The organism is Rhizobium sp. 05N430, from assembly GCF_056396985.1.
In genome coordinates this window covers 154,370-176,958 of record NZ_JBFTMO010000009.1, presented here as the reverse complement: position 1 = coordinate 176,958, position 22,589 = coordinate 154,370, and the positions used below count along the sequence as shown (strand labels likewise).

General features: G+C 61.4%; 13 protein-coding genes. All 13 read left to right on the top strand.

Features of this window, described 5'->3' with window-relative positions; translation table 11 throughout:
- Positions 1-40: 40 nt before the first annotated feature.
- The 13 genes from AC1DJO_RS19485 (at position 41) to AC1DJO_RS19425 (ending at position 22,589) form a co-directional block, all read left to right on the top strand.
- Positions 41-1,906, top strand: a complete 1,866-nt coding sequence (locus tag AC1DJO_RS19485) for a TPR end-of-group domain-containing protein (RefSeq protein ID WP_477972537.1) — start codon at positions 41-43, stop codon at positions 1,904-1,906.
- A gap of 70 nt (positions 1,907-1,976) precedes the next feature.
- Positions 1,977-2,654 carry a response regulator transcription factor gene (locus AC1DJO_RS19480; protein ID WP_310296987.1) on the top strand — a complete coding sequence of 226 codons (678 nt, stop codon included), beginning with the start codon at positions 1,977-1,979 and terminating at the stop codon, positions 2,652-2,654.
- The gene (locus AC1DJO_RS19475) at positions 2,651-4,033 is read left to right on the top strand and encodes a sensor histidine kinase (protein WP_477972535.1); all 1,383 of its coding nucleotides are present in this window, start codon (positions 2,651-2,653) and stop codon (positions 4,031-4,033) included. The genes AC1DJO_RS19480 and AC1DJO_RS19475 overlap by 4 nt, the downstream gene beginning before the upstream one ends.
- A gap of 109 nt (positions 4,034-4,142) precedes the next feature.
- Entirely contained in the window at positions 4,143-7,466 is a 3,324-nt protein-coding gene (locus AC1DJO_RS19470) for a transglutaminase family protein (protein ID WP_477972533.1), read from the top strand.
- A gap of 11 nt (positions 7,467-7,477) precedes the next feature.
- Positions 7,478-9,892, top strand: a complete 2,415-nt coding sequence (locus AC1DJO_RS19465; protein ID WP_477972532.1) for a circularly permuted type 2 ATP-grasp protein — start codon at positions 7,478-7,480, stop codon at positions 9,890-9,892.
- 4 nt (positions 9,893-9,896) lie between these two features.
- Entirely contained in the window at positions 9,897-10,778 is an 882-nt protein-coding gene (locus tag AC1DJO_RS19460; RefSeq protein WP_477972530.1) for a transglutaminase family protein, read from the top strand.
- Positions 10,779-10,889: 111 nt separating this feature from the next.
- Positions 10,890-11,855 (top strand): Tad domain-containing protein, encoded by a 966-nt coding sequence (locus tag AC1DJO_RS19455; RefSeq protein WP_112538041.1) that lies wholly within the window; start codon positions 10,890-10,892, stop codon positions 11,853-11,855.
- A 193-nt stretch (positions 11,856-12,048) separates the two neighbouring features.
- Positions 12,049-13,275: a TadE/TadG family type IV pilus assembly protein gene (locus AC1DJO_RS19450; RefSeq protein WP_477972528.1), complete on the top strand. Its 1,227-nt coding sequence runs from the start codon at positions 12,049-12,051 to the stop codon at positions 13,273-13,275.
- A 277-nt stretch (positions 13,276-13,552) separates the two neighbouring features.
- A complete protein-coding gene (locus AC1DJO_RS19445; RefSeq protein ID WP_477972526.1) occupies positions 13,553-16,015 on the top strand; it encodes a glycogen/starch/alpha-glucan phosphorylase in 2,463 nt (820 codons plus the stop codon).
- Entirely contained in the window at positions 16,012-18,219 is a 2,208-nt protein-coding gene (gene glgB / locus AC1DJO_RS19440; RefSeq protein WP_477972524.1) for a 1,4-alpha-glucan branching protein GlgB, read from the top strand. The genes AC1DJO_RS19445 and glgB overlap by 4 nt, the downstream gene beginning before the upstream one ends.
- 22 nt (positions 18,220-18,241) lie before the next feature.
- Positions 18,242-19,504: a glucose-1-phosphate adenylyltransferase gene (gene glgC / locus AC1DJO_RS19435; RefSeq protein ID WP_112385566.1), complete on the top strand. Its 1,263-nt coding sequence runs from the start codon at positions 18,242-18,244 to the stop codon at positions 19,502-19,504.
- Between the two features lie 4 nt (positions 19,505-19,508).
- Positions 19,509-20,951: a glycogen synthase GlgA gene (gene glgA, locus AC1DJO_RS19430; protein ID WP_477972522.1), complete on the top strand. Its 1,443-nt coding sequence runs from the start codon at positions 19,509-19,511 to the stop codon at positions 20,949-20,951.
- 6 nt (positions 20,952-20,957) lie between these two features.
- Positions 20,958-22,589 carry an alpha-D-glucose phosphate-specific phosphoglucomutase gene (locus tag AC1DJO_RS19425; RefSeq protein WP_112385568.1) on the top strand — a complete coding sequence of 544 codons (1,632 nt, stop codon included), beginning with the start codon at positions 20,958-20,960 and terminating at the stop codon, positions 22,587-22,589.

Sequence of the window (22,589 nt, the reverse complement as noted above, 5' to 3'; positions counted from 1 at the left end):
AGAAGTTAAGCTAAATTAGACCGTTTTCATGGAGGGGATATTGGAACGACGGCTGAGCGCAATTCTCGCTGCCGACGTCGTAGGCTACAGCCGTCTGATGGGGGTCGATGAATCCGGAACTCTTCAGGCGCTCAATCGTCACCGCTGTGAACTGATCGATGTCAGGATCTCCGACTACAAGGGCCGGACTTTCAAGCTGACAGGCGACGGAATGCTTGTCGAGTTCCAGAGCGTTGTGAATGCCGTTGCCTGCGCCGTCGAGATCCAGCGAAACATGGCGGCCCGCAATGAGGGCGTGCCGAAGGAACAGCGCATCGAGTTCCGCATCGGCATCAACCTTGGCGACGTCGTCCTCCAGGACGGCGATGTCTTCGGCGATGGTGTCAACGTCGCGGCCAGGCTGGAAAAGCTTGCGCAGCCAGGTGGCATCTGCGTGTCGAGCTCCGTCCGCGACCAGGTCGGCACGCGCCTTAATGTCGGCTTCGACCTGCAGGGCGAGCATGCACTGAAGAACATTAAGCAGCCGGTGCAGGTCTACACCATCGACATCAACAAAGGTGCCGGCAGCAGCCGTGCGGCAACCCAGCGCCGCAACACCTGCTTCATCGCCGTTCTGCCCTTCACCAACATGAGCGGCGATGCCGATCAGGACTATTTCTCTGACGGCATCACCGAAGACATCATCACCGACCTCTCGAAAGTGTCGAGCCTGCATGTCGTGTCGCGCCACACCGTCTTCACCTACAAGGGGACGTCGGTCCGCATCAAGCAGCTCGCTCAGGAGCTCGGCGTCCGCTATGTGCTGGAGGGAAGCGTGCGGATGGCAGGCAACCGCGTGCGCATCTCCAGCCACCTTATCGACACCAGCAACGGCGACCACCTCTGGGCCGACCGCTATGATCGCAATCTGACCGATATCTTCGCCATCCAGGACGAGATCGCCAATTCGATCGTCGGCCAGCTGAAGATCCGGCTGCTGCCCGAAGAAAAGAAGGCGATCGCCGAAGAGCCGACGGCCAATGTGGAGGCCTATACCTATTATCTGCGCGGCCGGCAGCTCTCCCACACCTGGACGAAATCATATCTGCTGCTTGCCCGCCGCATGTTCGAAAAGGCCGTCGAGCTCGACCCCGATTATGGCCGCGCCTATGCCGGCATTGCCGATTGCGATGCGGCGATCCGCGATTGGGATCCGGGGAAGGTCTCGGTGCAGCAGATCCTGACGGCGAGCGCCCGGGCACTCGAGCTCAATCCCGACCTTGCCGAAGCCCATGCCTCGCGCGGCCTTGCGCTGCACCAGAACGGTCAGCGGGAAGAGGCAATCGACGCTTTCGAGCGAGCCTTGAGCCTGGATCCGAACCTCTATGAAGCGAACTTCCACTATGCCCGCTTCTTCTTCATGCATGGCGACTATGCCAATGCCGCGCATTATTTCACCCGCGCCGCTCATATCCGGACCGACGATTACGTCTCGCCGATCCACCTGATGAGCGTCTACCGGTCGATGGGACGTCCGGCCGATACCGAGAACTGGGCGAAGCTCGGCATTCTCCGGGCCGAACGCGCCGTGAGCCTCAATCCGGAAAACTCCGGCCCGTCGCATCGCGGCGCCCTCGCGCTCGCCCATCTCGGCGACAGGGCGCGTGCCCGCAACTGGGCGGCGCGCGCGATCGCCATCGATCCGAACGACATCGTCGCGCAATACAATCTCGCCTGCGTCTATTCCGTCCTTGGCGATACCGACGAGGCACTCGCCCTGCTGGAAAAGCTGCTGCCGCGCAGTTCGGTCTATCACATCATGTGGTTCGAGAACGATTCCGACCTCGACAACATCCGCTCGGACCCGCGGTTCCACCGGCTGCTGGATGCCGCCCGCAAGGAGCAGGAGGCTGCACGTACAGCGTGAGAATGAGCACGGCCGATGATGACAGCGGCGCACCCGCCCTGTAATCTTGTTTTCCAACAAGGAAACATCCGTGCGCATCCTGCTGACCGAAGACAATGTCGCGCTTGCCGATGGCCTGTCTGCGATCTTGCGCGGGACGGGCCATGCGGTCGATGTCGTGCATGATGGCGCCTCGGCCAACGCCGTGATCGCCGCCGAGAATTTCGATCTCGTCATCCTCGATCTCAACCTGCCTGAAATGGATGGCCTTGAGGTGCTGCGCAACATGCGCGCCCGTCAAAGCAAGGCTGCAGTGCTGATCCTGACGGCCCGTGGCACGCCGGAAGAGCGGGTCCGCGGCCTCGATCTCGGCGCCGACGATTATCTGATCAAGCCCTTCGACATCGCCGAATTCGAGGCCCGCGTCCGTGTGCTGCTGCGCCGTCAGGCAGGGCTGCATTCGGCAACCGTCATCTACGGTCCTGTTTCCTTCGATCTCAATTCCCGCACATTCTCGGCAGCCGGCGTGCAGATTGATATTCCGGCCCGCGAACTCGGCCTGCTCGAGATCCTCTTCATGCGCGCCGGCAAGGTGGTTGCCAAGGAAGCGATCATCCAGTCGCTGACCGCCTTCGACGACGACATCTCGGCCAATGCCATCGAGCAATATGTCAGCCGTCTGCGCAAGCGGTTGGCGCCTTACGGCCTGACGGTGAAGACCGCGCGCGGCATCGGCTACTATCTCGACAAACTGACCGAGGCTGCATGAGGGCCGCCTATTCGCTGCGCCGCAGGCTGCTCTTCTGGCTGCTGATCTCGACCGCCATCATCGGCACGCTGGCGCTGGCCGATACCTATCGGGAAGCAATCCAGACCTCGAATATCGTTTCCGACCGCGTGCTCGCAGGCTCTGCATTGGCAATCGCCGAACGCGTCGTCGTCGCCGAAGACGGCACGCTTGAGGTCGATATCCCCTATGTGGCCCTGGAAATGCTGACCTCGGCCGCCCAGGACCGTGTCTTCTACCGTGTCGACGGACCGCCCGGAGAATTCATCACCGGCTACCAAGCCTTGCCAGCACTCGCCGATACGCAGGGCGAAGTCGCTGGCTTTGCCGACGATACGTTCCGCGGCGAGCCCATCCGCGTTGCCACATTGAGGCGGTCGGCCTCCACCGGCATCCGCTCCGTTCCCTTCTCGGTGACGGTTGCCGAAACCACCATCGCTCGCCGCCAGCTTGCCCGCGCCATCCTGTTCCGCTCGGCGCTGCGGCTTCTCTTCATGATCGCGGGCGCCGCCGTCATCGTCTGGATTTCGGTTACTGTCGCACTCCGGCCGCTCTACAAGCTCCGCGATGCGATCGGCGAGCGCAGCCCGGATGACCTGCATCCGATCCGGCAGCTGGTTCCGACAGAGGTCGAGCCGCTGGTCGATACCGTCAACAGCTTCATGGTCCGCCTGCAATCTGCGCTCGAAGCCCTGCGCAATTTCACCGGCAATGCCAGTCACCAGCTGCGCACGCCGCTGGCCATCATCCGCACCCAGCTTGCGCTCTCGGTGCGCGCCGCAACGCTTGACGAGGCCCACCAGTCGGCATTGAAAGGCGATCAGGCGGTCGCCCACGCCGAACGCATCCTTGCCCAGCTGCTGCTGATGGCGAAGATCGATGCGGCGACAGCCAAGGAGGCGCTGACCGCGACCGCCATCGATCTCACCGCGCTCGCTCAGGAAATCACCGGCGAACTGATCCCGACCGCCGCCGAAGCCGGTATCGACCTGGGCTTCGAGGGTGACGGCGCTGCAGTGATCCGGGCAGAGCCCCTGTTGATCGGCGAACTCTTGCGCAACCTCGCCGGCAATGCCATCGCCTATTCCGGCAAGGGCGCTGAAGTCACCGTCCGCGTTTCACGGGGCAGCGAGACCGTCACGCTTGAAGTCGAGGACAACGGCCCCGGCATTCCGGCGGAGAAGCTGGACGCCGTGCGCCAGCGCTTTTCGCGTGGCAACGAATCGGGCGCGCCGGGCGCTGGCCTCGGCCTGCCGATCGTCGAGGAAATCGCCAATCTCTTCAACGCCAGCCTGACGCTCGCCAACGGCCCTGATGGAAATGGCCTCAAGGCTTCGGTCGCTTTCGCAAAACTGTCGTAAAGCCTTTCAGCCGTTAACCTTTGCGCCTTGCATTCTTTCGCTGCATTGCACACTATCCCCTTGGGAACAGCAAAGCCGTGCAACGACGCGGCGCCGGATAAGGCGAAATATGTCGATCAAGGCCAGCATCTATCATTTGACGCACTATAAATATGACAAGCCGGTCCGCTTGGGGCCGCAGGTCATCCGCCTCAAACCGGCCTCGCATTCGAAGACCCGCGTCCTCAGTCATTCGCTGAAGGTCACGCCGTCGAACCATTTCGTGAACCTGCAGCAGGACCCCTACGGCAACTATCTCGCCCGCTACGTCTTTCCGGATCCGGTCACCGAATTCAAGATCGAAGTCGATCTTGTCGCCGACATGACCGTCTACAATCCCTTCGACTTCTTCGTCGAAGAGGAAGCGACGAAGTGGCCTTTCGACTATCCGGAAACGCTGCGCGAAGATCTCTCGATCTACATGAAGCCGGAAGAGCCCGGGCCAAGGCTGAAGGCCTTTCTGGAGACGCTCGACTATACGCCCGGCCAGCCGACCGTCGATATGGTCGTCGGTCTCAATGCCCGTCTGCAGCAGCAGATCGGCTATGTCATTCGCATGGAAACCGGGGTGCAGACGCCCGAGGAAACACTTGGAAGCGCGCTTGGCTCCTGCCGCGACACGAGCTGGCTGCTCGTCCAGATCCTGCGCCATCTCGGCCTCGCCGCCCGCTTCGTCTCCGGTTATCTGATCCAGCTGGCACCCGATCTGAAGGCGCTGGATGGGCCATCTGGAACCGAAGTCGATTTCACCGACCTTCATGCCTGGGCTGAGGTCTACCTCCCCGGAGCCGGCTGGGTGGGCCTGGACCCGACGTCGGGATTGCTGACCGGCGAGAGCCACATCCCCCTGGCCGCGACGCCGCATTTCCGCAATGCCGCGCCGATCACCGGCGGCTATTTCGGCGAAGCCAACACCGAATTCGGCTTCGACATGAGGGTGTCTCGCGTCGCCGAGCACCCGCGCATCACCAAGCCTTTCTCCGATGAAAGCTGGGACGAACTGAACGCGCTCGGCGAGACAATCGACAGCGTCCTTCAGGCGCAGGACGTTCGCCTGACCATGGGTGGCGAGCCGACCTTCGTCTCCATCGACGATTTCGAATCCGAAGAATGGAATACCGACGCCGTCGGGCCGACCAAGCGCGAAAAGGCCGATGTGCTGATCCGTAAGCTCCGCGAGCGCTTCGCCCCTGGCGGCTTCCTGCATTATGGCCAGGGCAAGTGGTATCCGGGCGAAAGCCTGCCGCGCTGGACCTTCTCGCTCTACTGGCGCAAGGACGGTCTGCCGATCTGGCAAAATCCCGATCTCATCGCAACCGAAGGCACGGATGCCGGCGTCACCGCCGACGACGCCGGAAAGCTTCTGACGGCGATCGCCCGGGAACTGGCGATCGAGCCGGAGATGGTTCTGCCCGCTTACGAAGACCCGGCCGAATGGATCGTCAAGGAGGGCAGCCTCCCCGAAAATGTCGATCCGTCCAATTCCAAGCTCAAGGACCCCGAAGAACGCAACCGCATCGCCCGCGTCTTCGAGCGCGGCCTGACGGTCGCGACCGGCTATATCCTCCCGGTTCAGGCCTGGAATTCCAAGGCATCGGGCCAGCGCTGGGTCAGCGAAAAATGGCGGACGCGCCGCGGCAAGATTTTCCTCGTTCCGGGTGACAGCCCGGTCGGCTACCGCCTGCCGCTCGGTACCCTACCCTACGTTCCGCCGTCACGTTATCCCTATATCCACACCGCCGACCCTTCGATCCCGCGCCAGCCGCTGGCGGATGTCGTGGTGCCCGCTGGCCGGGCAATGCCGGAAGCCTCGCGCCAGACGGATGACAGCAGCCAGGCACGCGTCGAGCAGACGATAGGCGAGATCGGTGGCGCGGTGCGCACCGCCATGTCGGTCGAACCGCGCGACGGCAGGCTCTGCGTCTTCATGCCGCCGGTCGAGCGCATCGAGGACTATCTCGAACTGATCGCCGCGGCGGAAAATGCCGCCCGCGACCTGAACCTGCCTGTTCATATCGAGGGCTATTCCCCACCGCAGGACGAACGCATCAACGTCATCCGCGTCGCCCCCGACCCCGGCGTCATCGAGGTCAACATTCATCCGGCCGCGAACTGGCAGGATTGCGTCGAAATCACCACTGCCGTCTACGAGGAAGCGCGCACCACAAGACTTGGCGCCGACAAGTTTATGATCGACGGCCGCCACACCGGCACCGGCGGCGGCAACCATGTCGTGGTCGGCGGCGCGAACCCCGGCGACAGCCCGTTCCTGCGCCGTCCCGATCTGCTGAAAAGCCTGGTCCTGCACTGGCAGCGGCATCCGTCGCTGTCCTACCTCTTCTCCGGCATGTTCATCGGCCCGACCAGCCAGGCGCCACGCATCGACGAGGCCCGCCACGACAGCCTCTACGAGCTCGAAATCGCCATGGCGCAGGTGCCGATGCCGGGCCACGGCGTCACGCCGCTCCCATGGCTGGTCGATCGCCTCTTCCGCAACCTGCTGATCGACGTCACCGGCAACACCCATCGTGCCGAAATCTGTATCGACAAGATGTTTTCGCCCGACGGTCCCACGGGGCGGCTCGGCCTCGTCGAGTTCCGAGGCTTCGAGATGCCGCCGAACGCCCGCATGTCGCTCGCCCAGCAGCTGCTGGTCCGCGCCCTGATCGCCCGCTTCTGGAAGAACCCGGCCGATGGCAGCTTCGTACGCTGGGGCACCTCGCTGCACGATCGTTTCATGCTGCCGCATTTCGTCTGGGCCGACTTCATGGATGTGCTGGCGGATCTGAGAGAAAACGGCTTCGATCTCAGCCCCGAATGGTTCAAGGCGCAGCTCGAGTTCCGCTTCCCCTTCTGCGGCGAGGTGGAATACGAAGGCTCGAAGCTCGAAGTCCGCCAGGCGCTGGAGCCTTGGCACGTGATGGGTGAAGAAGGCGCGATCGGCGGCACGGTCCGCTATGTCGACAGCTCCGTCGAGCGTCTGCAGGTTCGTCTCGAAACCAGCAACAGCGCGCGCTACACCGTGACCTGCAACGGCCGCACCCTGCCGCTGACGCCAACCGGCACGTCGGGTGTTTCCGTCGCCGGCGTCCGCTACAAGGCCTGGCAGCCGTCGTCGGGCCTGCATCCGGTATTGCCGGTCAACACGCCGCTGACCTTCGACATTTATGATACATGGTCGAAGCGTTCGATCGGCGGCTGTATCTACCATGTTGCCCATCCGGGCGGCCGCAACTATGACACCTTCCCAGTCAACGGCAACGAAGCGGAAGCACGGCGGCTTGCCCGCTTCGAGCCGTGGGGACATACCGCAGGCGGCTTCATTCCGCGTGCCGAAACGGGTTCGCAAGAATTCCCTCTGACGCTGGATCTCCGGCGTCCGGCAGGGCTTTAGGCTAGGTTTTAATGGGCAAGAAACCGGCAACGGAACGCAAGGCAATCGATACCCGCAGCGCCAGCGATGCGGCTCTCGACTACGCGCCCTTGCCTGGCGTTGCCGACGAGATGGTCGACAACACAGGTGCGATCCGCCCCGTCTGGCAGCGCTTCCTCTCCGCCTTCGGGCGCGTGCCCAAGCCCGAACTCGCCGAACGCTTCGCCCGTGCCGACCGCTATCTGCGCGATGCCGGCGTCTTCTACCGGGCCTATGGCAGCAAGGGCACCGGCGAACGCTCCTGGCCGCTGTCGCATATTCCGGTTCTTATCGACGAGCGCGAGTGGCAGCAACTATCCGCAGGCCTCGTCCAGCGCGCCGATCTGCTGGAAGCGATCGTCGCGGATATCTACGGCAAAAACACGCTGGTGCAGGAAGGCTTCCTGCCGCCCGGCCTGATTGCCTCGAACCCCGAATTCCAGCGGCCGCTGGCAGGCGTGAAGCCGGCGACGGGCCACTACCTGCATTTCTGCGCCTTCGAGATCGGCCGCGGCCCGGATGGAAACTGGTGGGTGCTGGCAGACCGCACGCAGGCGCCGTCAGGCGCCGGCTTTGCGCTGGAAAACCGTGTTGCGACGACCCGCGCCTTCTCCGACGTCTATGCCGAAACGCCGGTGCACCGCCTGGCCTCGTTCTTCGGCGCCTTCCGCGACACGCTGCAGACGATGAAACATTCCGGCGACGACCGCATCGCGGTCCTGACGCCTGGCCCGGCAAACGAGACCTACTACGAGCACGCCTATATCGCCCGCTATCTCGGCTTCATGCTGCTTGAGGGCGAGGACCTGACCGTCGTCAACGGCCGCATCATGGTGCGCACCGTTGCCGGGCTGAAGCCGATCGGCGTGCTCTGGCGCCGCCTCGACAGCGCCTATGCCGACCCGCTCGAACTGAACCAGAATTCGCATATCGGCACACCCGGTCTGCTCGATGCCCTGCGCGCCGAAACGGTGACGATCGTCAACGGCCTCGGCACAGGCATTCTCGAAACCCGCGCGCTGCTGGCCTTCATGCCCACCATCTGTCGCCGGATCCTTGGCGAAGACCTGCAGCTGCCGTCGATCGCCACTTGGTGGTGTGGACAGAAGAGCGAGCAGGAGCATGTGGCCAAGCATCTCGAAAAGATGGTCATCGGCCCGGCCTTCTCGCGCGCACCCTTCTTCGACGACGACGGCGAATCCGTGCTGGGATCGTCCCTGCGCGCAACGGCGAAGGATTCGATCTCCGACTGGCTGAGCACCGATGGCCCGAAGCTCGTCGGCCAGGAAGTCGTCACGCTCTCCACCACGCCGGCCTGGGTCGGAGGCAAGCTGACGCCGCGGCCTATGTCGCTGCGCGTCTTTGCGGCGCGGACAGCAAATGGCTGGCAGATCATGCCCGGCGGCTTCGCCCGCATCGGCGCCAGCGACGATGTCGCGGCGATTGCCATGCAGTCCGGTGGTGCCGCCGCCGACGTCTGGATCGTCAGCGACAAGCCGGTCGAGCGCCACACGCTGCTGCCCGCCGAAGGCAGCTTCACACGCAACATGCCGGGCAGCCTGCCGAGCCGCGCCGCCGACAATCTCTTCTGGCTGGGGCGCTATATCGAGCGCGCCGAAGGGGCGCTGCGCATCCTGCGCGCCTGGCACGCCCGCTACGCCGAAGCTGCCGACCCGGACCAGCCGCTGCTGGCCGACGTCTCGGAATATCTGGCGGCGCTGGACATCGACACCGAGGAACCGGTGCCGGAAACGCTGCTGCGCAACATCGACAGCGCCGTCTATTCCGCCAGCAACATCCGCGACCGTTTCTCGCCGGACGGCTGGCTGGCGCTGAACGACCTCGCCAAGACTGCCCGACGTTTCCGCATGACCGTTGCCGCCGGCGACGATGCCAGCCACGCGATGACCATCCTGCTGCGCAAGCTCGCGGGCTTTGCCGGTCTGGTGCACGAAAACATGTACCGCTTTACCGGCTGGCGCTTCCTGTCGCTCGGCCGCTACATCGAGCGCGGCCTTCATCTGACCCGGCTGCTCGGCCACATGTCCGGCCCCGAAGCGCCCGACGGCGCGCTCGACATGCTGCTGGAGATCGGCGACAGCGTCATGACCCACCGCCGCCGCTACAACGTCAACACCGCCCGTCTGACCGTCACCGACCTTCTGGCGCTCGATCCGCTCAACCCACGCTCGATCCTCTTCCAGGTGAACGAGATCCACCGTGAAGTGGAGCAGCTACCGAATGCCTTCATCAACGGCCAGATGTCGCCCTTCTACCGAGAAGCGATGCGCCTCCATTCCGGCCTTGCGGTGATGACGCCGGAGACAATGAGCGGCGACGTCTACAAGAAGCTCGAGCGCGAGCTCGAAGCGCTCTCCGATCTTCTCGCACAAACCTATCTGGGGTGACGCCGTGCTTTACGACCTCACGCTTCACATGGGTTACAGCTACGACAGCCCGGCCTCCGGCGCCCGCCACATCATGCGCCTGATGCCCCTGTCGCTGCCCGACCGGCAGCGCCTGATCGCCGGCTCGATCACCATCTCGCCGTCGCCGGACGAGCAATCGCATTTCACCGATTTCTTCCGCCATCCGTCGACCTCCTTCCTGCTGCGCTCGCCGCATGAGACGCTGGATATCCGCATGCAGGCCCGCGTGCAGGTGGAAAGCCATTCGATCTCGGCGGATTTCTCGCCGACGCTGTCAGGCCTGCCGGAAGAAGTGGCAGGCATCTGGTCGCTCGAACCGGAATCCCCCCATCATTTCCTGGGCGACAGCTCGCGTCTGACGGCAACCCGCGCGATCTCCGACTATGCCCGCGAGAGTGCAGCGCCAGAGCGCACCGTGCTGCAGATAGCCACCGCGCTCTGCGCCCGCATCAACAAGGATTTCACCTACGACACCGAAGCCACCACGGTGGATTCGACGCCGCTCGACGCCTTCAAGCTGAAACGCGGCGTCTGCCAGGATTTCTCCCATGTGATGATCCTGGCGCTCCGCAGCCTCGGCATCCCCGCAGGCTACGTCTCCGGCTTCCTGCGCACAATTCCGCCAGCAGGCAAGGAGAGGTTAGAAGGCGCAGACGCCATGCATGCATGGGTGCGCGTCTGGTGCGGCGAAACGCTCGGCTGGGTCGAACTCGACCCCACCAACAACATCCCCGCCAGCACCGACCACATCGTCGTCGCCTACGGCCGGGATTACAGTGACGTGGCCCCCGTGATCGGCGTGCTGAAGAGCTATGGCGGGCAGCGGGCGGTTCAGGCGGTCGATGTGGTGCCGTTGAAGCAATGAGATGCGCACAAAATAGAACGCTTTGCTCTATTTTTACCGAGTTCGTAAGGCAATTAACAACTTAATTGATGCAGAGATTTGCTACCACAACCTTTTGGCAAGGTAGCAACCATGAAGCCGTCATCATATTTCAAGCATTCGAAGATCGACGAATTGCTCCACGACCGGGGTGGGAACTTCGCGATGATGACCGGTCTTCTCGCCGTCCCGCTTATACTCGCGGCCGGTGTGGCTGTCGATTATTCCATGGCCGCTATGGAACGAACAAATCTGCAACAGATCGCCGATGGAGCGGCACTGGCCGGCGGCAAGATTTTCGATGGTACCAACCTCTCCGATGCCCAGGCTGCGGCGAAATCTTTCATTACGTCCTATGCCGACAAACTGCCGAAGGACGTTGCCTTTAACATCACAGCCAACGGACGAACGCTGCAGGTCGCGATGACCGGGACGGCAGCAACTTCCTTCATGAAATTCGGCGGCTTTAATTCGACCGCCGTTGGCGTAACCTCGGCAGCGATCAGTCCATTGAAACCCGAAAAGGTGACGTTCACACCGACAAAGGCCCAAGGCTATTGGTATAAGCAGGTATCGGTGCGCGTCGTCCGCGAGGGCAGTACCGCAGAAACCGTTCTCGCTACGGTCGAATATACCACGACGACCCATGCAAATAGTGGCAGTGGCACAATGGTTGTTAAGCCGTCCTCTCAAATCGACCTTGGAAAATACACCAAGCTGGTACTTCAGATGGATATCAAGAAAGACGGCTGCCCACTAAAGAAGCGCGCGGTCGTCAATGGCAATGACGTCAAATGCGAAAGCGACAGCGCCCAGACCTACAACAAGTACGATGCCACCATGCGCACCGACAATCCGCAAACGACCAACTACCTTTTCGTCGATGGTAAACAGCTCCCACAGGGAATTACTCAACCGCTTGAGTCCTATTTCGGCTGCTCAAAACCGCAGAGCCATGCATGGGAGGACGGCGGCGGCTGGGAACGTCAGGATTTCTTTTATACCGTTTCATCCGAGTGCAAGGCCGCCGACGGAGACTATGTACGGCTGACGCAATAAAGGCTGCCATAAATATTAACGCCGCAAAGTCCAATCTGCCGCAATTTCGCGAAGAACAGACGTTTCATGAAGTAGCGAATGTATCGAAATCTTGAGATCGTTAGAATTCTAACGATCATCTTAGGGACTGTGGTAATAATTCGGCGATAAGCATGAGGTCAGCATAATTTTCCTCTTGCTTCTAGGTGACATGATGTCTCCCATTTCATTAGTGCATGCGCGCGTAAAACGCATGCTACGCGACCGGTCCGGCAATTTCGGCATGATGACCGCCATACTTGTCCCGGTAGCTCTTGGTGCCGCAGGCGTCGCGGTCGATGTATCCAACACCGTCAATTCTCAGCGTCAGCTTCAGGAAGCTGCCGATTCCGCTGCCCTGGCGACCGCCGCAGCCCTTGCTGATGGAACGCTTGCGATCACTGGCGCGAGCGCATTTGCCAAGGATTTCGTGGCCGGGCAGATGTCGAACTACTTGTTGAACAACAACGTCGCGGCGACCGGCATCAAGGACAGCGTCAAGGTTACAGTCGATCAGGCAACCTCCGGCAAATCGACGACCTATAACGTCAACATCACCACAACATACAATCAACCCCTGAGTGGCCTCGCCAACTTCTTCGGCGTAAAATCCACCAACATCGGGGCCGCCAGCGCCGCACAAAGCGGCTCCGGTCCGGACCAGAATGCTCGCAATGCGCTCTCCATGGTTTTGGCGCTCGACGAGTCTGGCTCCATGGCGCAGGACACCGACACCGTGGAAAGCAAGACCTGCACGCGCACCAACAAAAAGGGCGAATGCAAGGAGTACACGACGACCTATGTATCCAAGATAGCGGCTCTCAAATCTGCCGCAGGGGCGCTTTTTGACGCACTCGACGGGGCGGACAAGGACGGAGATCTGGTCCGAACGGGCGCCGTCTCATACACCCACATTGTCATGGGCCAAACGTCACCGATCATGTCCTGGGGCACGGCAGCTGCACGTAAATATGTAGCAGGCATGCCCTCCGTGCCCGCAGGCGGCACGGATGCCAACGGCGCGATGGTGATTGCCGACAACGCCGTCAGAAAGCCGACTGATGGAAGCGATGCCGAAACCAAGGCGCATGCCGCCAAAAAGAATATGACGTCAGACAGATATCTGGTTCTAATGAGCGATGGCGAGATGACAGGCTATAGCAACACTTGGAACTCGTCCCTTGATCAGAAAGTTCGCGACAAGTGCGACGCTGCCAAGTCTGATGGCATCACCATTTTCACTGTTGCATTCATGGCGCCCGATAAGGGCAAGAAGTTGCTACAGTACTGCGCATCGTCGGCTGGCAGCTACTATGAGCCAAACACGATGGAAAAACTCGTGAAAGACTTCCAAAATATCGCTCAGACCGCAATGAAGACGACCACCCGGTTGATCAACTAGATATTGCTGTTGTCCGAAATTACAAAAGCCGCTCCGGAACAAACCGGGGCGGCTTTTCGTTGTGTGCTAATCCCCTGTATCAAATCGGGAAAATCGATTGAAATCAAGTCCCGGGGTGAGGGCGAAGGTGAAGGTTCCGCAAATTTTTGCTTTGGTTAAATCCTTTGTTGCAAGTGCTTGGTAACGGTGCATAAACTGACAGTATTCGTGTGTGCGACAAAGCGATTACCTCAGGCATAACATACTGAAATCAAATCAAAATTGGCGAGACCTGACGATGACAACAGCTTCCAAGCCGACCATCCCCTCCCCCGCTCCTCGCAGCTCCCGGCCTGAAATTCTTGCGGAAGAAATTATTGAGCGCCTCACCTACCGCATCGGCAAGGATGCCAAAGTTGCCAAGCCGCACGACTGGCTGACCGCCACGATCCTCGTCGTCCGTGACCGGATCATCGACAAGTGGATGGAATCCACGCGCAAGGTCTATTCCACCGGCGACAAGCGCGTTTACTACCTATCCCTGGAATTCCTGATCGGTCGCCTGATGCGCGATGCCATTTCCAACATGGGATTGATGGAGGAAGTCAGCGACGCGCTGACCTCGCTCGGCGTCGATGTCAACGTCATTGCAGGACTGGAACCGGATGCCGCACTCGGCAACGGCGGCCTCGGCCGTCTCGCCGCATGTTTCATGGAAAGCATGGCAACGGTCGATGTCCCTGCTTACGGCTACGGTATTCGCTATGTCCACGGCCTGTTCCGCCAGCAGCTTGCAGACGGCTGGCAGGTCGAGCTTCCGGAAAGCTGGCTCGCCCACGGCAATCCGTGGGAATTCGAGCGCCGCGAAAGCGCTTACGAAATCGGCTTCGGCGGCACCGTTGACGTCGTCGGCGATCATGACGGCGAGCCGCGTTATGTCTGGAAGCCGGCAGAGCGTGTCATCGCCGCCGCCTTCGACACCCCGGTCGTCGGCTGGCGCGGCAAGCGCGTCAACACGCTGCGCCTCTGGTCGGCCCAGCCGATCGACCCGATCCTGCTCGATGCCTTCAATGCCGGCGATCACATCGGCGCGCTCCGCGAAAGCAACAAGGCTGAAAGCCTGACCCGTGTTCTCTACCCGGCCGATGGCACGCCGGCAGGGCAGGAGCTGCGCCTGCGCCAGGAGTTCTTCTTCTCCTCCGCTTCGCTGCAGGACATCCTGCGCCGCCATCTTCAGCAGTATGACGATTTCACATCGCTGCCGGACAAGGTGGCGATCCAGCTGAACGACACGCACCCTGCCGTCTCGGTTGCGGAGCTGACGCGTCTGCTTTGCGATGTGCATGGCCTCGATTTCGAACAGGCTTTCGAGATCGTCCGCGGCACGATTTCCTACACCAACCACACGCTGCTGCCAGAAGCGCTGGAAACCTGGCCGATCCCGCTCTTCGAGCGCCTTCTGCCGCGCCACATGCAGCTGATCTACGCGATCAATGCCAAGGTTCTTCGCGAGGCCCGCCGCGAGAAGAACTTCTCCGACACGGAAATCCGCTCGATCTCGCTGATCGACGAAAGCGGCGACCGCCGGGTGCGCATGGGCAACCTTGCCTTCGTCGGCTCGCACTCGATCAACGGCGTTTCGGCCCTGCATACGGATCTCATGAAGGTCACGGTCTTCGCAGACCTGCACAAGCTCTACCCTGACCGTATCAACAACAAGACGAACGGCATCACGCCGCGCCGCTGGCTGCAGCAGTGCAATCCGGGTCTGACAGGCCTGATCCGCGAAGCAATCGGCGACGAGTTCCTCGATGATGCCGAAAAGCTGAAACCGCTCGAGAAGTTTGCCACCGATCCGGCATTCCAGCAGAAGTTCGCGGCCGTCAAGCGCGCCAACAAGGTGGCTCTGTCCAACCTCGTTGCCAGCCGCATGGGCGTGAAGCTCGATCCGTCTGCGATGTTCGACATCCAGATCAAGCGCATCCACGAGTACAAGCGCCAGCTGCTCAACGTCATAGAAGCCGTGGCACTCTACGACCAGATCCGATCGCATCCCGAGATGGACTGGACCCCACGCGTCAAGCTCTTCGCCGGCAAGGCGGCGCCGAGCTATCACAACGCCAAACTGATCATCAAGCTGATCAACGACGTCGCCCGCACCATCAACAACGACCCGGCCGTTCGCGGCCTGCTGAAGGTGGTGTTCGTGCCAAACTACAACGTCTCGCTCGCCGAAGTCATGGTTCCCGCAGCCGACCTTTCCGAGCAGATCTCCACCGCCGGCATGGAAGCCTCCGGCACCGGCAACATGAAGTTCGGCCTCAACGGTGCGCTGACGATCGGCACGCTTGACGGCGCCAATGTCGAGATGCGCGACAATGTCGGCGAAGACAACATCGTGATCTTCGGCCTGCAGGCCGACGAAGTGGCGAAGGTGCGCAGCGACGGCCACAATCCGCGCGCAATCATCGAAAGCTCGCGCGAGCTATCGCAGGCGCTTGCCTCGATTGCCGGCGGCGTGTTCTCGCCGGACGATCGCAACCGATATGCCCAGTTGATCGACGGCATCTATTCGCACGACTGGTTCATGGTCGCTGCCGATTTTGATGCCTATGCCGCCGCTCAGCGCGAGGTGGACCAGATCTGGAACAACAAGTCCTCCTGGTACACCAACACGATCAACAATACGGCGCGGATGGGTTGGTTCTCATCTGACCGCACGATTCGGCAATATGCCGAGGAAATCTGGAGAGCTGGATGAAAACGCCGAAAGCTGCCCCTGAGGTAAAGCGTCCCTGGGAAATTTCGGCAGACGAAATCGCGGCGATCCTCGCTGGTTCGCACGCAAATCCATTCGCCGCGCTCGGCGTCCATCAGGCCGGCGATGGTTTCGCGGCCCGTTGCTTCATTCCCGGTGCGGAAGAGGTGACGGCGATGACGCTCGACGGCACCGCCGTCGGCGATCTCAAGCTGCTTCATCCGGACGGCTTCTTCGCCGGACCGGTGAAGCTCACCAAGCAGCAACCCGTCCGCTACCGCGCCCGACGCGGCGATGCCGAATGGGCGGTGACCGATCCTTACAGCTTCGGTCCCGTGCTCGGGCCGATGGACGATTATTATGTCCGCGAAGGCTCGCATCTGAGACTTTTCGACAAGATGGGCGCGCATTGGATCAAGCATGAGGGCGCGCAGGGCATCCACTTCGCCGTCTGGGCGCCGAATGCGCAGCGCGTCTCGGTCGTCGGCGATTTCAACAACTGGGACGGCAGGCGCCACGTCATGCGCTTCCGCTCAGGCGCCGGTATCTGGGAAATCTTTGCGCCTGACGTACCGACAGGCGTTCCCTACAAATTCGAAATCCGCGGCAACGACGGCGTATTGCTGCCGCTGAAAGCTGACCCCTTCGCACGCCGCAGCGAGCTGCGTCCGAAGACGGCTTCCGTCACAGCCCCTGAGCTGCTCCAGGATTGGGATGATGAAGCCCATCTCAAGCATTGGCGCGAAACCGACAAGCGCCGCCAGCCGATCTCCATTTACGAGGTTCATGCCGGTTCATGGCAGCTTCGCCAGGACGGCACGTTCCTGTCCTGGGACGAGCTTGCCAACACCCTGATCCCCTATGTCGTTGATATGGGCTTCACCCATATCGAATTCCTGCCGATCACCGAACATCCCTATGACCCCTCGTGGGGCTACCAGACGACCGGCCTCTATGCGCCCAGCGCCCGCTTCGGCGAGCCCGAAGGCTTTGCCCGCTTCGTCAACGGCTGCCACAAGGTCGGCATCGGCGTCATTCTGGATTGGGTCCCGGCCCATTTCCCGACGGATGAACACGGCCTTGGCTGGTTCGACGGCACGGCGCTCTACGAGCATGAGGATCCGCGCAAGGGTTTCCATCCGGACTGGAACACCGCGATCTACAATTTCGGCCGCACCGAAGTCCTGTCTTATCTCGTCAACAATGCACTTTATTGGGCCGAGAAGTTCCATCTCGACGGCCTGCGCGTCGATGCGGTCGCGTCTATGCTCTACCTCGACTATTCGCGCAAGCACGGCGAATGGATTCCCAACGAATATGGCGGCAACGAAAACCTCGAGGCAGTTCGCTTCCTTCAGGATATGAACACCCGCATTTATGCCGAACATCCAGGCGTCATGACCATCGCCGAGGAATCCACCTCTTGGCCGAAAGTCTCCCAGCCCGTCCATGAAGGCGGCCTCGGCTTCGGGTTCAAGTGGAACATGGGCTTCATGCACGACACGCTGAGCTACATGAAGCGCGAGCCAGTTCATCGCCAGTTCCACCACAACGAGCTGACCTTCGGCCTGCTCTATGCCTATTCCGAAAACTTCGTGTTGCCCCTATCGCACGACGAAGTGGTACACGGCAAAGGCTCACTGATCGCCAAGATGCCGGGCGACGACTGGCAGAAATTTGCGAACCTGCGCGCCTATTACGCTTTCATGTGGGGGTATCCCGGCAAGAAGCTGTTGTTCATGGGCCAGGAATTCGCGCAGTGGAGCGAATGGAGCGAGGCGACGTCGCTCGACTGGAATCTCCTGCAATACCGCATGCACGAAGGCATGCGCCGCCTCGTCCGCGATCTCAACTTCACCTACCGCTCCAAGCCGGCGCTGCATGCCCGCGATTGCGAGGGCGAAGGTTTCGAGTGGCTGATTGCCGACGACCAGGAAAATTCGGTCTTCGCCTGGCTGCGAAAGGCGCCGGGACAGAAGCCTGTTGCTGTGATCACCAACTTCACACCCGTTTATCGCGAGAACTACGCTATCCGCCTGCCGCTTGAGGGGCGCTGGCGGGAAGTTCTGAACACCGATGCCGACATCTACGGCGGCAGCGGCAAGGGCAATGGCGGCCGCGTGCAAGCCGTCAATGCCGGCGGCACCATCGCCGCCACGATTACCTTGCCGCCGCTGGCGACGATCATGCTTGAACCCGAGACTTGAAGACTGGTGGGAGGAGTAGACTATGGTAGAGAAGCGCATTCAGCCACTTGCCCGCGATGCAATGGCTTACGTTCTGGCAGGCGGTAGAGGAAGCCGTCTGAAGGAACTCACCGACCGCCGCGCCAAGCCCGCGGTTTATTTCGGCGGCAAGGCCCGTATTATCGACTTCGCGCTGTCCAATGCGCTGAATTCAGGTATCCGCCGCATCGGCGTCGCGACGCAGTACAAGGCGCACTCCCTGATCCGCCACATGCAGCGCGGCTGGAACTTCTTCCGCCCGGAACGCAACGAGAGCTTCGACATCCTGCCGGCTTCCCAGCGCGTTTCCGAGACGCAGTGGTATGAAGGCACGGCCGACGCCGTCTACCAGAACATCGACATCATCCAGGATTACGGCGTCGAGTACATGGTCATCCTCGCCGGCGACCATATCTACAAGATGGACTATGAATACATGCTGCAGCAGCATGTCGACAGCGGCGCCGACGTTACCATCGGCTGCCTCGAAGTGCCGCGCATGGAAGCCACCGGCTTTGGCGTCGTGCATGTCGACGAGACCGACCGGATCATCGACTTCGTCGAAAAGCCGGCCGATCCGCCAGCCATTCCCGGCAAGCCGGATAGCTCGTTTGCCTCGATGGGCATCTATGTCTTCCACACGAAGTTCCTGATCGATGCTCTCAAGCGCGATGCGGCCGATCCGAATTCCAGCAAGGATTTCGGCAAGGACATCATCCCCTACATCGTCAAGAACGGTAAGGCCGTCGCCCATCGCTTCGCCAATTCCTGCGTCCGCTCAGACTTCGAGAACGAGCCCTACTGGCGTGATGTCGGAACGATCGAAGCCTACTGGCAGGCCAATATCGACCTGACGGCGATCGTTCCCGATCTAGACATCTACGACAAGTCCTGGCCGATCTGGACCTATGCGGAAATCACCCCGCCGGCGAAGTTCGTCCATGACGACGAAAACCGCCGCGGCTCGGCAACCTCCTCGGTGGTTGCGGGCGACTGCATCATCTCCGGTGCCAGCCTCAACAAGAGCCTTCTCTTCACAGGCGTGCGCGCTAATTCCTATTCGAAACTCGAAGGTGCCGTCGTTCTGCCGAGCGTCAAGATCGGCCGTCGCGCCCAGCTGAAGAATGTCGTGATCGACCATGGCGTCGTCATTCCGGAAGGCCTCATCGTCGGTGAGGATCCGATCCTGGATGCCAAGCGCTTCCGGCGCACCGAGAGCGGCATTTGCCTGATTACGCAGCCTATGATCGATAAGTTGGATCTTTAAACATATGAAAGTCCTTTCGGTTTCGTCCGAAGTCTTCCCTTTGATCAAGACAGGGGGGCTCGCCGATGTGGCGGGCGCCCTGCCCATCGCTCTCAAGCGGTACGGCGTCGAAACGAAAACCCTCATGCCCGGCTACCCCGCCGTCATGAAGGCCATTCGCGATCCCGTCGTCCGCCTGCAGTTCGATGATCTCCTGGGAGAGCCCGCGACGGTTCTGGAAGTGCAGCACGAGGGTCTCGATATCCTCGTGCTCGATGCCCCGGCTTATTACGATCGCCCGGGTGGCCCTTATCTGGACCAGACCGGCAAAGACTACACCGACAACTGGCGGCGCTTCGCCGCCCTGTCTCTGGCCGGCGCCGAGATCGCCGCCGGCCTGATGCCGGACTGGCGTCCCGATCTCGTCCACGCCCACGACTGGCAGGCGGCGCTGACGCCCGTCTACATGCGCTACCATCCGACGCCCGAACTGCCGAGTGTCCTGACCGTTCACAATATCGCCTTCCAGGGCCAGTTCGGCGCAGAAGTCTTCCCCGGCCTCCGCCTGCCGCCGCATGCGTTCTCGACCGAGAGCATCGAGTATTACGGTCATCTCGGCTACCTGAAGGGCGGGCTGCAGACCGCCTGGGCGATCACCACGGTGAGCCCGTCCTATGCCGACGAAATCCTGACGCCGGAATTCGGCATGGGGCTCGAGGGCGTCATCGCCAGCCGCCGCGATGCGCTGCACGGTATTGTCAACGGCATCGACGCCGATATCTGGAACCCCGCCACCGATCCCGTCGTCCACACCCACTATGGCCCGACGACGCTGAAGAACCGCGACGAGAACCGCAAGTCGATCGCCGAATTCTTCCGGCTGCATGACGACGGCGCGCCGATCTTCTGCATCATCAGCCGCCTCACCTGGCAAAAGGGCATGGATCTCATCGCCGCAACGGCCGACGAAATCGTCGCACTCGGCGGCAAGCTCGCGATTCTCGGTTCCGGCGATCCGGCGCTTGAAGGCTCGCTTCTGGCCGCCGCCGCCCGCCATCCCGGCCGCATCGGCATCTCGATCGGCTATAATGAGCCAATGTCGCATCTCATGCAGGCCGGCTGCGACGCCATCATCATTCCGTCGCGATTCGAGCCTTGCGGCCTGACGCAGCTCTACGGCCTGCGCTACGGCTGCGTGCCGATCGTTGCGCGCACAGGCGGCCTCAACGACACGGTAATCGATGCTAACCATGCCGCGCTTGCGGCTAAAGCTGCGACAGGAATACAGTTTTCTCCCGTCACGGCTGAGGGTATGCTACAGGCCATCCGCCGCGCGATGACACTCTATGCGGATCAAAAAGTCTGGACCCAACTGCAAAAGCAGGGCATGAAATCGGATGTCTCGTGGGAGAAGAGCGCCGAACGCTACGCTGCCCTGTATTCAAGCCTCGCCCCGAAAGGCAAGTGACAGAAAATGAACAAGTCCGTATCCACAACGCCCTTCCAGGATCAGAAACCCGGCACCTCGGGTCTCCGCAAGAAGGTCCCGGTCTTCCAGCAGCCGAACTATGCTGAGAACTTCATCCAGTCGATCTTCGATTCGCTGGAGGGATACCAGGGCAAGAGCCTCGTCATCGGTGGTGACGGACGTTACTACAATCGCGAAGTCATCCAGAAGGCGATCAAGCTCGCTGCTGCCAATGGCTTCGGCAAAGTGATCGTCGGCAAGGGCGGCATTCTCTCGACACCTGCAGCGTCCCACATCATCCGCAAATACAAGGCTTTCGGCGGCATCATTCTCTCCGCCAGCCACAATCCCGGCGGTCCGACCGAAGACTTCGGCATCAAATACAACGTCAACAATGGTGGCCCGGCGCCCGAAAAGATCACCGACGCGATCTATGCCCGCACCAAGGTGATCGACAGCTACAAGATCGCCGACTTCGGCGACGTCAATATCGACCGCATCGGCAAGGAAGAGCTTCCGGGTGGCATGATTCTCTCGGTCATCGATTCGGTCGAAGACTATGCGGCGATGATGGAAGAGCTGTTCGATTTCGGCGCCATCCGCAATCTGATCAGCCTCGGTTTTCGGATCGCTTTCGATGCGATGAGCGCTGTCACCGGCCCCTACGCCAAGGAAATCTTCGAAAACCGTCTCGGCGCGCCGTTGGGCTCGGTCCGCAATTTCATGCCGCTTCCTGATTTCGGCGGCCACCATCCGGACCCGAACCCGGTTCACTGCAAGGAACTCTACGACGAGATGATGGGCGACGATGCGCCCGATTTCGGCGCGGCATCCGACGGTGACGGCGACCGCAACCTCATTGTCGGCCGCGGTATCTTCGTGACCCCATCAGACAGCCTGGCGATCCTCGCGGCCAACGCGCATCTGGCGCCCGGTTACTCCGGCGGCCTCGCCGGTATCGCCCGCTCGATGCCGACGTCGGGCGCGGCAGACCGCGTTGCCGAAAAGCGCGGCATCGGCATGTATGAAACGCCGACCGGCTGGAAGTTCTTCGGCAACCTGCTCGACGCAGGCATGGCGACGATCTGCGGCGAAGAGAGCGCTGGTACCGGTTCGAACCATGTTCGCGAAAAGGACGGCCTGTGGGCCGTGCTGCTCTGGCTGAACATCCTCGCCGTGCGCGGCGAAAGCGTTCAGGACGTCGTCACCCAGCATTGGCAGACATACGGCCGCAACTACTATTCGCGCCACGACTATGAAGCCGTGGATACCGATGCCGCAAATGGCCTGATCGACAATCTGCGCGCCCAGCTTCCTACCTTGCCCGGCAAGGTCTTCGGCAGCCTGACGGCCGAAAAGGCCGACGATTTTGCCTATCACGATCCGGTCGACAAGTCGGTCAGCGAGCATCAGGGCATCCGTATCCTGTTCAAGGGCGGCTCCCGCGTCGTGTTCCGTCTCTCCGGCACTGGTACGTCTGGCGCAACCCTGCGCGTCTATATCGAACGTTACGAGCCGGATTCGAGCCGGCACAACATCGAAACGCAGGAGGCGCTGGCCGACCTGATCGCCGCCGCGGAAGCCATCGCAGACATCCGCAAACGCACGGGCCGGGACGCACCTTCCGTCATTACCTGA